The organism is Limnospira indica PCC 8005 (assembly GCF_000973065.1).
Taxonomy (GTDB): domain Bacteria; phylum Cyanobacteriota; class Cyanobacteriia; order Cyanobacteriales; family Microcoleaceae; genus Limnospira; species Limnospira fusiformis.
Genome location: NZ_FO818640.1, coordinates 1,335,864 through 1,349,523 on the forward strand (window position 1 = coordinate 1,335,864; position 13,660 = coordinate 1,349,523).

The window sequence follows — 13,660 nt, forward strand, 5'->3', positions numbered from 1 at the left end:
ATTTTCTGCTAAACTGATACATTTACGCGACATTTATCCGGCTATTGCCTGACAATGCGACGATAGCACTATTACCCGTTAAGGTAACAGAGGCGGTATCCCGCAAAGCTTTTAGAAAGATTCCAAAAGCACCGTTCCAGTCCCTGGGTAGAGTGACCCCGCACTCAGGACATCGGAACACTTTTGAGCCACCTAGCTGGGAATGCACATGACCACAGTGAGTACAGGTTTTGCTGGTGTATTCTTCCGTCACATCTACAACTGTTAAGTTATTTCCGCGCTTATGTCTCAGGGTTAGTTTGAATCGATAATGCGCCCATGTCAGCATGGCTCCGGCAGTCTTAGACCTGATTAGACGCTTTACCTTGGCAACCATATTGGAAGTCTCGAAGGTGGGCAAAAAAATCAGGCTGTGTTATGGGATGGTCAGGGATGCGACCCAATCAACCAAGGGGTTGAAGTCCTCACCGGGTAGTCCCCACGCTCATTTCAGCTCTATTTCATACCCGAAGGTCTCGCACCATACTTGGTATTATACCGTATTGCCGTAAAATGTTAACCTAATTGGAGATTAAATCATGCTCCTAACTACAACTATGAAATCAACCTTGGTCAAAAAAGCCAGTTTCCTCATTGCCTTATTTTTTGTCAGCCTAATTGCTGTCATACAAATTCCAGCGATCGCACTCCCCCCAGCTTTCCGTACACCACCGACTTCCCCCGACTTACCCCTGTTTCCCCCAGAAGTTTTTGATGAACCTCTACCCCTAGAGCCACCACAGCCTACCATTACACCTCCTCCCGCACCAGCCACCGAGGAAACCATTACACCTCCTCCCGCACCAGCTATCGAGGAAACCATTACACCCCCACCAGTTCCTGATATACCCCCACCAGTTCCTCAGCCGCCGATCGCACCTCCACCCATTCCCCAAATTCCCAAAACCGAAATTCGTGGCGTTTGGATGACCACCAATGATACAGATGTGTTAATGAATCAACCGAGACTCGAAGAAGCAGTCAGCAAACTCGCCCAATTCAATTTTAACACAATTTATCCAGTGGTTTGGAACTCTGGTTATGTCACCTATAAAAGTTCTGTAGTTAAAGAAGCCGGAATTCAGCCTTTTGTCCGCCGGGGTTTCCAAGGACAAGATATGCTGGCTGATATCATTGAACGCGCTCATCGTCATAACTTGTTAGTGCTTCCCTGGTTTGAGTTCGGTTTTATGGCTCCCCCTAGTTCCGAGTTGGCTTTAAAACATCCCAACTGGCTGACTCAACAGCGAGACGGAACTAAAACTTCCATAAGCGCCGCTGGGGAAGTCGTTTGGTTAAATCCCTTTCACCCGCAAGTCCAGAAGTTTATGACTGATTTAATTGTAGAGGTGGTTACCGACTACGATATTGATGGCGTACAGTTTGACGACCATACCAGTTTACCTAGTACATTTGGATATGACCCTTATACCATTTCTCTTTATCAAAGAGAGACTAATCGCACCCCACCTAGTAACCCCCAAGACCCCGCTTGGGTGCGTTGGCGTGCTCATAAAATCACGGCTTTTATGAGACAATTGCACCAAGCTATTAAAGCCAAAAAACCTCATAGCATTATTTCCGTTAGTCCGAATCCTTATCATATCGCCTATAACGGTCATTTACAAGATTGGGTTACTTGGGTTAGAGATGGTCTTGTTGATGAGTTGGTGGTGCAGGTTTATCGGGATGAATTGGACTTTTTTATTGCTGAGTTAAACCGACCGGAAATGAAAGCCGCACAAAACAAGATTTCTACCGGGGTTGGTATTCTCACCGGTTTGAGAACTAGACCAGTTCCTATCAATTTCATCCAGTCTAAGGTTCGTGCCGCGCGCGATCGCCAATTCGGTGTCGCTTTCTTTTTCTATGAAAGTCTCTGGGACCACGCCGCTGAACCCCTCGCCCAAAGACAGTATAGTTTCCAGTCTATGTTCCCTCAACCTGCTATTCGCGCTTCTATTCGCTAACCGACTTCAATTGTGGGTCAGTTTGGGGCTATGCACAAAATGTCGCTTTTGTCAAGAGGTCGATTTTTGGCCGTCCCTTACTTCCCCAAAACTCGTGATTCGTGAATTATATTCTTTAGCCAGAAAATATTTTGATGGGCGCTAGAATGAGGGTTTCAGCGCTTTTTTTTGCGTGTAGACACAGGAACCCCTTGGGTGCGATTTATTCTAGGATACCAGAACCCCTATTATTTCGTCAACCTTTTGCGAGCTATTTTCAATAAAAACTTATTAATTCTTAATGTCGTTCGGAACATCAAAATTATCTGGGTGGAAGTATTAGCAAAACTTAACTATTTGCGCCAATAATAGGGGGGAGGCGATCGCCTATAGGTGTCTGTGATGTGGTATAGATATTAAGGTTTGGTCAGTTAATGATATGAGACTGAATAAAATCGAGGATAGTAGTTAATCCTTGCTTTTCCTTGAGGTTAGTAAAGACAAAAGGTTTATTTCCGCGCATCTTTTTAGCATCTCTTTCCATGACGGTTAAATCCGCGCCGACAAAGGGAGCCAAGTCAATTTTATTAATCACCAATAAATCGGACTTAGTAATTCCGGGTCCTCCTTTGCGGGGAATTTTATCACCCGCCGCCACATCAATAACATAGATAGTTAAATCGACCAATTCCGGGCTAAAAGTCGCCGCCAAATTATCGCCACCACTCTCTAAAAACACGACATCCAAATTAGGGAAAGTAGACTCCAACTCTTGAATAGCACTAAGATTAATCGAAGCATCTTCGCGGATAGCGGTATGGGGACAGCCTCCGGTTTCGACACCGATAATTCTATCAGTTTCTAAGGCTTGCGATCGCATCAAAAACTGAGCATCTTCTTGGGTGTAAATATCATTAGTAACCACAGCCATTTGAAAGCGATCGCGCATAGCTTTACAGAGTGCATCAAGTAAAGCCGTCTTACCCGACCCCACCGGACCTGCAATTCCCACTCGAAAAGGACTCATTAAATCCCCCTGATGATTATAGACAACTTAAAACTCGATACCCGGTTGAGCCTTAACCCCTTGTTCCCGGAAAGGATGCTTAACCAAAGTCATCTCGGTAACCAGATCCGCGCGTTCTATCAAACTAGGGGGAGCGCCACGACCGGTCAAAATCACATGGGAGTCGTGAGGTTTCTTTTCCAAACCCGCCAAAACCGTTTCTACGGTGAGATATCCCAACTTAATGGCGATGTTAATTTCATCTAAAAGTACCAACTTAATCTCGGGATTTTCAATTAAAGATAGACTAAGTTTCCAGGCTTCACTAACCCTTTGGATATCGCGATCGCGGTCTTGAGTTTCCCAGGTAAAACCTTCCCCCAAAGCATGAAACTGTAATTGTTCCGGCCAGAGACTGAAAACGGCCTTTTCTGCTGGTTCCCATGCGCCCTTAATGTACTGGACGATCGCCACCCGATAGCCATGACCAAGCGATCGTAAAACCATCCCCAAAGCGGCAGTAGTTTTACCCTTCCCATTGCCAGTATTGACAATAATCAAACCCTTTTCCACCTGTCTCTCAGCTACCCGCTGGTCTTGAATTTCCTTGCGGCGCTGCATTTTTTGGCGGTGTTGTTCCGCTGTCAAACCCGTAGTTTCCATAGCGATCGCATCACTGAGTAGGACCTGATCAACTGTAGCATAGAGGCGACTAAAGCTGCTATAGAATATGGAGACGAAAACCCAGAAATGAGATTGTATGTTATCAGCCCAAGCCGCAGAGGCAATTATCCTAGAACAAGTAGGACCACCCCACCAACAAGATATAGAACTGGTCAAATTATCCGAGGCTACCGGACGCATTCTCGCCGCCCCGATTACCAGTGAATTAGACTTTCCCCACTGGGATAACTCCGCCATGGATGGTTATGCCGTCCGTTATGCTGATGTCGCCCAAAGTAGCGCCGAAAATCCTGTAACTTTGGCAGTCATAGAAGAAATACCCGCCGGATATTGTCCCCAAAAAACTATCGCCCCCGGACAAGCGGCGCGCATTTTTACAGGAGCCTGTTTACCTGCTGGGGCTGATACAATTGTAATCCAAGAAGATACCCAACCCGATGGCGATCGCATCAAAATCCTAACCACCCCGGAACTGAGAGCCTTTGTGCGTCATCAGGGGTCCTATAGTCGCGCCGGAGACCCTCTACTCCCTGCCGGAATTAGCTTAGGAGTTGCAGAAATCGCAGTTTTAGCCGCGGCCAAATGTGTGCAGGTCCCAGTTTATGCTAAACTCAAGGTAGGATTGATATCAACCGGGAACGAATTAATCCCCCCAGAGCATCCCATAGCCCCAGGAAAGCTAGTAGACTCTAATCAGTATGCTTTAGCGAGTTGGGTGATGCAAATGGGCGCAGAACCGGTTATTTTAGGGATTATTCCTGATGAACCGGAAGCCCTCAAAACAGCGATCGCCAAAGCCCTACTCAGCGCTGATATAGTATTATCAACTGGGGGAGTGTCCGTCGGGGATTATGATTATGTTGGTCAAATTCTGGCTGACCTTGGGGGAGAAATTCTGGTCAACTCAGTAGCCGTCAAACCCGGAAAACCCCTTACCTTCGCGACTTTTCCCCATTGTTTGTATTTTGGTTTACCGGGAAACCCGGTGTCAGCCTTAGTCACCTGCTGGCGGTTTGTCCAACCAGCCTTGAGAAAACGAAGCGGACTCACTTCTGAGTTTTGGGGACCAGAATGGTGGCGGGTGCGATCGCCAATGGAATTGCGATCGGGGGGTAAGCGAGAAACCTACCTTTGGGGAAATCTGCGATCGGTCAATGGCGAAACCCAATTTATCCTCGCTTCAGGAAGCCAAAATTCTGGAAACCTGATTAACCTCGCCCAAACCAACGCCCTCGCTATGCTTCCAGTCGGTCAGACCTGCATTGAAGCCGGGGAATTTGTCCAAATTCTCAAAGTCCGTTGAGATTTTGGATATATTTGGTTCCACAGGACTCCTCTTGCATCTCTATGTAACGGGGGATTATTAACCACAATAGCTAATATATTGACTATAGTTTCCGCCGTCATTTGTGACCATTGGCAACCCTGCTATTATAACATTCCCGTGAACAATAATGCGCGTTCTAATTGTTGAAGACGATCCTATGATGCAACTAGGGTTAGAGCAAGTCTTATCTGACTGTCCAGGTATTACCCTGGTTGGTATTGCTGAAGATGGTTATTTAGGTGTCGAAGCCGCTAAGGAGAAAAAACCTGATGTTGTGATTATGGATATCGGGTTACCTCGCCTTGATGGTATTGCAGCCACCAAACAGATTAAAGAAATCTTACCAGAAATCAGAGTCGTTATGCTCACCTCCCACACAGCAGAAACGGAGGTACTTGCTTCCCTTTCCAGTGGTGCTGATGCTTATTGTGTGAAGGGAGGAAGTGTTGATAGTTTGATTGTAGCAATACAGGCAGCCTATGAGGGAGCAACCTATCTAGATCCTCAAGTTGCTCGTTTGGTTATGGAACACCTCAAGCCACCCCTACCTCAAAGTAACTTGGGTACTTTATCCCCCCGGGAGTTAGAAGTTCTCAAACTTATGGTGGAAGGTAAAAGCAACCCAGAAATTGCTGAGGCGCTTTATTTAAGTCCTAACACCATTAAAACCCATGTTCGGGGGATTATGAATAAATTAGCCGTTGATGACCGGGTAATGGTCGCTGTCGTCGCTTTGCGATCGGGTTTAGTATAATCAAAATCGCGACGAAAACGCCGCGACCTAATTTTAGACCTTCTTCAGGTATTGGGGGAATTATCCCCCAACCCTTGATTAATCGACAACCGGACCAGCGGCGGTTACTTCCTCTGGTACGTTCACATATTTGCTGAAGTTTTCCACAAACAATTTAGCCAAGTATTTCGCTTGTTTTTCATACTCTTGGGAGTCAGACCAGGTTTTCACCGGATCAAGAATTTCCGTCGGAACTCCTGGTACAGCATTAGGAACCCAAATCTTGAAGATCGGATGCTCATGGAATTCCACATTATCCAAGTCTCCATTCACCGCCGCCGACACCAAGGCGCGAGTGTATTTGATGGAAACACGACTGCCAACTCCGTACACACCACCAGACCAGCCAGTGTTCACCAAATATACATTGGTTTCTGGGTGATCCGCAAGGCGTTTACCCAGTAAATTGGCATAAACCGCCGCTTCTAAGGGTAGGAAACACTTACCAAACCCAGCGGAGAAAGTCGCTTCCGGTTCTTTAATTCCCCGTTCAGTTCCCGCCACCTTGCTGGTGTAACCAGACATGAAGTGATACATCGCTTGTTCGCGGGTTAGTTTGGAGATGGGGGGGAGAACTCCGAAAGCATCTGCTGCCAAAAATAGAATGGTTTTGGGATGACTACCAATACTAGGAATAATCGCATTGGGAATGTAGTCAATGGGATAAGCCACCCGGGTATTTTCTGTTAAGCTACCATCATTGTAGTCGGGAATGCGAGTGTAGTGATCAAGCACTACATTTTCCATCATTGAACCAAACCGGATCGCATCCCAGATTTGCGGCTCATTTTCCCGATATAAGGCGATCGTTTTCCCATAACAACCACCTTCAAAGTTGAAGATACCATCTTCTGACCAGCCGTGTTCGTCATCCCCAATTAGATAGCGTTCCGGGTCAGCCGAAAGGGTGGTTTTTCCGGTTCCTGATAGACCAAAAAATAACGCCGTATTACCAGCGTCATCCACATTAGCTGCACAGTGCATAGGTAGCACATCAGCTTTGGTCATAAAGTAATTCATTAGGGAGAAAACTGATTTTTTGATTTCTCCGGCGTACTTGGAACCACCAATAATTACTAGCCGTTTCGACAGGTTAAGTACGATAAAGGCTTCACTATTGATGCCATCATCTTCGGGATCAGCATGGAGTCCAGGAACTGCAATTACAGTAAAGTCAGGATTGTGGGTTTGCAGTTCTTCGTCTGTTGGACGAATAAACAGTTGATGAACCAACAGGTTTTGAGATGCCAGCTCGTTGATGATCCGCACACCAAAACGACGCTTGGTATCTGCTCCTACAAAACCATCAAAGATATATAAATCACGACCTTGGACGTAGGAACGTACCCGCCGAAATAGGCGATCGAAGTTGCCTTCGGAAATAGGGACGTTCATTTTGCTCCAATGGATTTCGTCCTTATTATTCTCTTCTTGAACAATGAATTTATCGTGAGGAGAACGACCTGTATATTTACCGGTTTTTACGCAAAGGGAACCATTGGCTGCTAATACACCTTCACCCCTAGCTACTGCGTGTTCAATCAGAATAGCAACTGGTAGGTTGTGATAAACATGACCTAGGTTTCTTCAACCCAGACTTTCTAATTCATAGGTAGGATCACCCTGTAGAGGACGCTCGACATATTTTCCGGTTTTAGCTACTGGGAAGTCTTGTTCTTGGTCAGATAACCTTTTATTGATTAGGCTGGGAATTGAAACGTTTTGATAATCACTGCGATCGACTGTACTTACGTTATCCATAATTGATAACCTCTAGTGGTTTTGAAGTGAAGTATTTACGGGCAACTATTTTGGGAGTGGCTGGGGAATATTAATAAGTAACCTAAAACCTTAACCCCAACGCTTGTGGCTTTAATAACAAGCCCCTACACCGAACTCAGCCTGTCCTGTGAATATATAGATTATGTACACTCAGCTAGAAGCGTTATCCTCAATGGAAAGTTTGAGCTTGAAGTTCGGAAACCAGATTTGTATTTTGATGTTTATTCTCAATGCCCGCTCTCGTGTGCATGAAGGTAGTTGTGCTTGGCAATGTTTTTGGTTTGATCTACCTCCACCTCAAAAAATGATACACCGATCGCCCTAATTCTGAAGTGAAATTTTTGGAAGCGCTAATTGTACTTTTATTGCATTTGTTTAAGTTATAATTCTGAATGCAGATTTTGCATCATAGAGCACCGAAATTTCCTCAATCATAGTTTATGTTCCCTAGCTTTGGGAAGGGGTAATTCTAAAGAAAAGATAAATTTCTGTGGCGATCGCTGCGGAGTGCAGGCAAAAATCATGACAGAATAAGGGAAACCTGAAGGTTTATAGTAAGAACAGAGATCATGTACGAAAAAATTACCCCCCCCGATACAGGCGAGAAAATCACCTTCTCTGACGGAGAACCCATTGTTCCCGATAACCCAATTATTCCCTTCATTCGGGGCGACGGCACGGGTGTAGACCTCTGGCCAGCGACAGAACGAGTGATTGACGCAGCAGTGGCCAAAGCCTACGGCGGCGATCGCCAGATCAGTTGGTTTAAAATTTACGCCGGGGACGAAGCCTGCGAACAATACGGCACTTATCAATATTTACCGGAAGACACGCTGACGGCAATCCGAGAATATGGTGTGGCTATCAAAGGCCCCCTAACCACCCCCATAGGCGGCGGCATCAGATCCCTGAACGTGGCGCTACGGCAAATTAATGACCTATATACCTGCGTCCGTCCCTGTCGCTACTATCCTGGTACTCCCTCCCCCCACAAACACCCGGAACAACTCGATGTGATCATCTATCGGGAAAACACAGAAGACATATACTTAGGGATTGAATGGCGCGAGGGTACGGAAATCGCCCAAAAACTCATCGACACCCTCAACAATGAGCTAATTCCGGCTACCCCGGAACATGGCAAAAAACAGATCCGCCTAGACTCGGGTATCGGTATTAAACCGATCAGTAAAACTGGTTCCCAACGGCTAGTCCGTCGCGCCATTAAACACGCCCTGCGCCTCCCCAAAAATAAGCAAATGGTGACTCTGGTGCATAAGGGCAATATCATGAAATACACGGAGGGGGCTTTCCGAGACTGGGGTTATGAACTAGCAACTACGGAGTTTCGCGAAGAATGTATCACTGAACGAGAATCATGGATCCTCGGCAACAAAGAACATAAACCCGACATCTCCCTGGAAGATAACGCGCGCCAGGTAGAACCGGGTTTTGATGCGCTGACCCCAGAAAAACGCCAAGAAATCTGCGATGAGGTGAAGGGGGTTCTGGAGGCGCTATGGGAAAGTCACGGTAATGGTAAATGGAAAGATAAAATTATGGTCAACGATCGCATCGCTGACAGCATCTTCCAACAAATCCAAACCCGTCCTAGCGAATACTCTATCCTGGCTACCATGAACCTTAACGGAGACTACCTATCGGACGCAGCCGCCGCTATGGTAGGAGGGTTGGGTATGGGACCAGGTGCGAACATTGGTGACACCTGCGCGGTATTTGAAGCTACCCACGGTACAGCACCTAAACACGCTGGACTCGATCGCGTTAACCCCGGTTCGTTAATCCTATCGGGAGTGATGATGTTAGAATATATGGGCTGGCAAGAAGCAGCAGACCTGATTAAAAAAGGTCTGGGGGCGGCGATTTCTAACCGTGAGGTAACTTATGATCTGGCCCGACTCATGGAACCCCCGGCTGAACCCCTCAAGTGTTCAGAATTCGCCGAAGCTATCATTCGCAACTTCTAACCTATAGCAATGGGCGATCGCCTATTAACCAGAAAATAGGCAACAAGCCATCTGCTAACATAAAATGGAAATCCCTCTACCCCTTCCCTGAGCTTGTCGCCGGGAGCAGAGGGTTGGGTAGAGGGTCAGATGATCACATAGATCTATTTTTTAGCCCCAATTTTTCCAATTTTTACTCTGAGCAGGATTCAAAGCTAATGGCCAGCAAAACCGAGACCTCCGAAAAGCAGAAAGCCCTAAATTCAGTCCTTAACCAAATCGAAAAGAATTTTGGTAAGGGGTCTATTGTCCGCCTAGGAGACTCCGCCCGCATGAAGGTGGAAACTATCTCCAGTGGCGCACTCACCTTGGATTTGGCCCTAGGTGGTGGTTTGCCCAGGGGAAGGGTGATTGAAATTTATGGCCCCGAAAGTTCCGGTAAAACTACCCTAGCCCTCCATGCGATCGCGGAAATCCAAAAAACTGGCGGAATAGCAGCTTTTGTGGACGCTGAACACGCCCTCGATCCTACCTATGCAGCGGCGCTGGGAGTAGATATTGAAAACCTCCTAGTTTCCCAACCTGACACCGGGGAAATGGCTTTAGAAATAGTAGATCAATTGGTGCGATCGGTGGCGGTTGATATTGTAGTGGTAGACTCCGTAGCTGCTTTAGTTCCCCGCGCGGAAATTGAAGGGGATATGGGCGATTCTCACATGGGACTACAGGCGCGGTTAATGAGTCAAGCCCTGCGGAAAATTACCGGAAATATCGGTAAATCGGGCTGTACGGTCATTTTCCTGAATCAGTTACGCCAAAAAATTGGTATTGTCTACGGCAACCCAGAAACTACCACGGGGGGGAATGCGCTTAAATTCTACGCCTCGGTCCGTCTTGATATTCGCCGCACCCAAACTCTGAAAAAAGGCTCGGACGAGTATGGCATTCGCGCTAAAGTTAAAGTGGCTAAAAATAAGGTCGCGCCACCCTTCCGAATTGCTGAATTTGATATTATTTTTGGACAGGGGATCTCAACTATCGGTTGTTTGATTGACCTCGCAGAAGAAACGGGAGTGATTAAACGCAAGGGCTCCTGGTATAGCTATAACAACGATAACATCGGTCAAGGACGCGATCGCACCATTACCTATATGGAGGAAAACCCAGAATTTACCAAAAAGATTGATGATGAAGTCCGTGCCGCTTTAGCCGGGGGTGCAGTTGTATCAGCCACCTCCGTTGTTAAACTCGATGATAATGATGTCGAAACAGATGATCATGATCTTGAAGACGTTGACGACAATACTGATGAAGAATAAATCATTGAGTTAAATCAAGTCCCCTTTCACCAGCGGAAAAAGGCACGTAATCGCCTCCCCTGGTGGAGTCTGGCACTCCTCACCCCTGTCTCCAACTATAATCAGGGGGAGGAGTTCATTAGTTCCTGAGAAAACTCAATAATTCCCGGTTAACCAGTTGCGGAACTTCCTGCTGCATCCAGTGTCCACAGTCGGCAACTAATTGTAGTCGAAAAGGTGCGGTAATTAACTTATCTAAACCCTCAACCAGTTTCTGGCTAAGAAATGAATCATCTTCTCCCCATAGTACCAATGTGGGTACATTGATTTGGGGCGGACGCATCCAACTGGAAAATAAACCGGCTGGTTGCAGAAGTTGACGATAGTAATTAATTGCCGATCGCAATACTCCCGGCTTCTCTAACGCCGCCTGATAAATTTCGGTTTCCTCCGCACTAAAAGCCCCCTTGCGGATAGCGTGTTCTCGCAGAAAACCACGGATAAACTCTTTCAAATTTTGCTGAATTAGCCATTCAGGAACCCCCGGAACTTGAAAAGCTAAGACCAACCAACTGCGACGAATTTGATCAAAATTACCCATAAGTTCCTGAACCAACCTATGGGGAGGCGGTGCGTTTAAAATAGCTAAACGGTTAACTGATTCTGGAAATTTTTGGGCTAAATTCCAGGCGATCGCACCCCCACAATCATGACCCACAATATGGGCTTTTGCATATCCCAAGCGCTGAATTAACCCTCGGATATCTTGGCTGAGGGTATCGAGATCATAACCACTTTCCGGTTTATCTGAGTCATTGTAACCCCGCAAATCAGGCACAACTACTTTAAAATAACGAGAAAGCGCCGGAATTTGGTAACGCCAAGCATACCAAAACTCAGGAAAACCATGTAACAAAACAACTAATTCACCTTGTCCTTGGGTCACAGAATGAAGGTGAATGTTATTAGTTTCAACATATAGGTGTTCCCACCCAGACTCCAAACCTGTCATATCCTGCCACAATAACTTACCCCAAACCACATCGATTCTTAGAGAACTAGCAGCAGCTTGGGATTGCCAAAGAGCTTGAACATCATGCTCTGGTAGGGGTCGATAATGAAGTCACCTCCATCACCTCCCATTCAAAACCGTGCCGGCGAGTTTCCCTGCACACGGCTCCTGATGTGGATACCCTTTTTTGTTATAGGAACAGAGTTACTACCCCCCGCTTTCGTACTTCAATGTTCTGAGCTTTATGCAGCGCGTAGTCTTTCAACTCGCTCTCGCCATTATACTCCTACTAATCGCAGTATCTATATCCACACCCTGCTGACCTGTGGGCATATCCCAACCATTACAGTTGGGCATTGGCTTATGGTCACATCCTTCACCCTCTAAGCATACGCTTAAATTTTTCACTACTACTACGAGTGCAACTCGCAATAGAGCATTAGAGGGGTTAAAACGTTCCGTCTCGACGGGCATTCCATCTTTAGATTTGTCCTCAGAACCGGGGTACTTTTAAAGGTCTATGTAGGTGATGACATAAATACCCTACTTTTCCCCTTGTTCTTTTGAACGCAGCGTTTCAACCTATTTCGCTACTCCGTATTAACGATGATTCAAGCCGGACATTCGGTTTCCCTAATCATGGATGGTTGGCAGTGGTCGAGTAGGAGGTAGGTTCCGACCTACGCCTTCCGTTCCCCGCTTCTATCCTGGAGTTATGATTTCCAAAACTGGGGGTGGCTATCGCCGTTACTCTCTACTCCCTGATTTCTCAGTTCGTTTATGACCTTGAGTTCCCTGCCTTGCTTAGTTACCTAAGCGTCGGGACATATAATCAGTTATGAGGATGCTCAGGAGAGGTCTCCTTATATCCAGATTCGGAGCTGGAATCCTCACCGGGTAGTTATTTCGGGCATTTCAGCCCTATTTCATACCCGAACGTCTCGCACCTGCATCAAGAACATAGTAATTTCCTTGATTTATGGCTGAATTTATTCAGCCTATTGCGTCTTGGGCTGACCGTCCGGGACGGAACCCATAGCTTGTGCCTTCAAATCTCGATTCCCATTCAGGTTCGAGCGCTGATTTAACCACGGCTTGCCTAGCTCTGTCTTGGATTGTGGGAATTCCTAGAGGGCGTTTTTCATCCCTCCCAGGTTTTGCAATCCACACCCGTGTAGGGTGCGTTACATTGAGAGACTTGGCAGAGAAACGAAAAACTTTCTGGTAACGCACCATGTAGGGTTTTGCTTTGAGGTTTCCCTTAATGCTCTCAGCTAGTTTTAACCTTTGTTTAGGCGATATTACTATCACTCCATCGACTCCGGCTGTCTTTTGGTCTTGACCCGCTTGGGGGGCGGGTTCATTAAGCTGACTGTTGGGAAGCATGGCTGACCGTGGAACCCGCCCCTACAGCCGCACTGCTAAGAGTCGAGCATAATATGACTTCACCAGTAGACGTTGCCACCTTCTAGCCTTTGCATCCTGCCCGGATTTAGCTGCTTGGTATATCCTCTTTTGGAGCTTGAAAACTTTCCGTTGGACCTTAGCCCATGGGATAGCCTTCCATACAAACGCACGTCTTGATTGGCTTTGATTTCTCAAAGCCTTTCTTTGAACTCGCTTTCGTCATAGTAACTCCCACTAGACTCTAACCTTGCAATCAAACCGTAACCTGTCAGCATATCCCAGCCATTACAACTGGGCGTTGGCTTTTGGTCACATCTCACATCCTCTAGGACTTGCGCTTACATTTGTCACTACTGATATCTCGACCAGATATTCAGAGTCCAGGAGGACTTAAAA

Annotated in this window: 9 protein-coding genes and 3 pseudogenes; 5 read left to right on the forward strand and 7 right to left on the reverse strand. The window is 46.5% G+C overall.

Annotated features, from left to right (window positions below):
• Positions 1-22: 22 nt before the first annotated feature.
• Positions 23-415, reverse strand: a pseudogene (locus tag XZ46_RS28435) (zinc ribbon domain-containing protein); the annotation flags it as partial.
• Between the two features lie 163 nt (positions 416-578).
• On the opposite strand from XZ46_RS28435, the gene XZ46_RS05960 reads away from it, so the two are divergent.
• Entirely contained in the window at positions 579-2,009 is a 1,431-nt protein-coding gene (locus XZ46_RS05960; RefSeq protein ID WP_006670960.1) for a family 10 glycosylhydrolase, read from the forward strand.
• Between the two features lie 406 nt (positions 2,010-2,415).
• Here the strand turns inward: XZ46_RS05960 and ureG are convergent, their stop codons facing one another.
• Both ureG and cobO read right to left on the reverse strand, forming a co-directional pair.
• Positions 2,416-3,015 (reverse strand): urease accessory protein UreG, encoded by a 600-nt coding sequence (gene ureG / locus XZ46_RS05970; protein WP_008049095.1) that lies wholly within the window; start codon positions 3,013-3,015, stop codon positions 2,416-2,418.
• Between the two features lie 27 nt (positions 3,016-3,042).
• Entirely contained in the window at positions 3,043-3,657 is a 615-nt protein-coding gene (cobO, locus tag XZ46_RS05975; RefSeq protein ID WP_008049097.1) for a cob(I)yrinic acid a,c-diamide adenosyltransferase, read from the reverse strand.
• 97 nt (positions 3,658-3,754) lie between these two features.
• Between cobO and XZ46_RS05980 the strand changes: the two genes are divergently transcribed.
• Both XZ46_RS05980 and XZ46_RS05985 read left to right on the forward strand, forming a co-directional pair.
• Entirely contained in the window at positions 3,755-4,981 is a 1,227-nt protein-coding gene (locus tag XZ46_RS05980) for a molybdopterin molybdotransferase MoeA (RefSeq protein ID WP_008049099.1), read from the forward strand.
• 151 nt (positions 4,982-5,132) lie between these two features.
• Positions 5,133-5,759, forward strand: coding sequence for a response regulator transcription factor (locus XZ46_RS05985; protein WP_006621040.1), 627 nt, complete (start codon positions 5,133-5,135; stop codon positions 5,757-5,759).
• A gap of 78 nt (positions 5,760-5,837) precedes the next feature.
• Here the strand turns inward: XZ46_RS05985 and pckA are convergent.
• Positions 5,838-7,367 (reverse strand): annotated as a pseudogene (pckA, locus tag XZ46_RS05990) (phosphoenolpyruvate carboxykinase (ATP)); the annotation flags it as partial.
• An 18-nt stretch (positions 7,368-7,385) separates the two neighbouring features.
• Positions 7,386-7,559: a hypothetical protein gene (locus tag XZ46_RS35250; protein WP_006621038.1), complete on the reverse strand. Its 174-nt coding sequence runs from the start codon at positions 7,557-7,559 to the stop codon at positions 7,386-7,388.
• 590 nt (positions 7,560-8,149) lie between these two features.
• Here XZ46_RS35250 and XZ46_RS05995 point away from each other — a divergent pair.
• Entirely contained in the window at positions 8,150-9,568 is a 1,419-nt protein-coding gene (locus XZ46_RS05995; RefSeq protein ID WP_006621037.1) for an NADP-dependent isocitrate dehydrogenase, read from the forward strand.
• A 197-nt stretch (positions 9,569-9,765) separates the two neighbouring features.
• Complete coding sequence (gene recA, locus XZ46_RS06000) at positions 9,766-10,866, forward strand: recombinase RecA (protein ID WP_008049115.1); 1,101 nt, start codon at positions 9,766-9,768, stop codon at positions 10,864-10,866.
• Positions 10,867-10,984: 118 nt separating this feature from the next.
• On the opposite strand, the gene XZ46_RS06005 is transcribed toward recA, so the two are convergent.
• A complete protein-coding gene (locus XZ46_RS06005; protein ID WP_006670314.1) occupies positions 10,985-11,857 on the reverse strand; it encodes an alpha/beta fold hydrolase in 873 nt (290 codons plus the stop codon).
• A gap of 996 nt (positions 11,858-12,853) precedes the next feature.
• A pseudogene (locus XZ46_RS38530) lies at positions 12,854-13,487 on the reverse strand (reverse transcriptase N-terminal domain-containing protein); the annotation flags it as partial.
• Positions 13,488-13,660: the final 173 nt, after the last annotated feature.

What these genes read in the sequence shown, in the direction of transcription:
- XZ46_RS05960 (WP_006670960.1), top strand. Translation starts at nt 579, where the DNA reads ATGCTCCTAACTACAACTATGAAATCAACCTTGGTCAAAAAAGCCAGT.
- ureG (WP_008049095.1), bottom strand. Translation starts at nt 3,015, where the DNA reads ATGAGTCCTTTTCGAGTGGGAATTGCAGGTCCGGTGGGGTCGGGTAAG.
- cobO (WP_008049097.1), bottom strand. Translation starts at nt 3,657, where the DNA reads ATGGAAACTACGGGTTTGACAGCGGAACAACACCGCCAAAAAATGCAG.
- XZ46_RS05980 (WP_008049099.1), top strand. Translation starts at nt 3,755, where the DNA reads ATGTTATCAGCCCAAGCCGCAGAGGCAATTATCCTAGAACAAGTAGGA.
- XZ46_RS05985 (WP_006621040.1), top strand. Translation starts at nt 5,133, where the DNA reads ATGCGCGTTCTAATTGTTGAAGACGATCCTATGATGCAACTAGGGTTA.
- XZ46_RS35250 (WP_006621038.1), bottom strand. Translation starts at nt 7,559, where the DNA reads ATGGATAACGTAAGTACAGTCGATCGCAGTGATTATCAAAACGTTTCA.
- XZ46_RS05995 (WP_006621037.1), top strand. Translation starts at nt 8,150, where the DNA reads ATGTACGAAAAAATTACCCCCCCCGATACAGGCGAGAAAATCACCTTC.
- recA (WP_008049115.1), top strand. Translation starts at nt 9,766, where the DNA reads ATGGCCAGCAAAACCGAGACCTCCGAAAAGCAGAAAGCCCTAAATTCA.
- XZ46_RS06005 (WP_006670314.1), bottom strand. Translation starts at nt 11,857, where the DNA reads ATGACAGGTTTGGAGTCTGGGTGGGAACACCTATATGTTGAAACTAAT.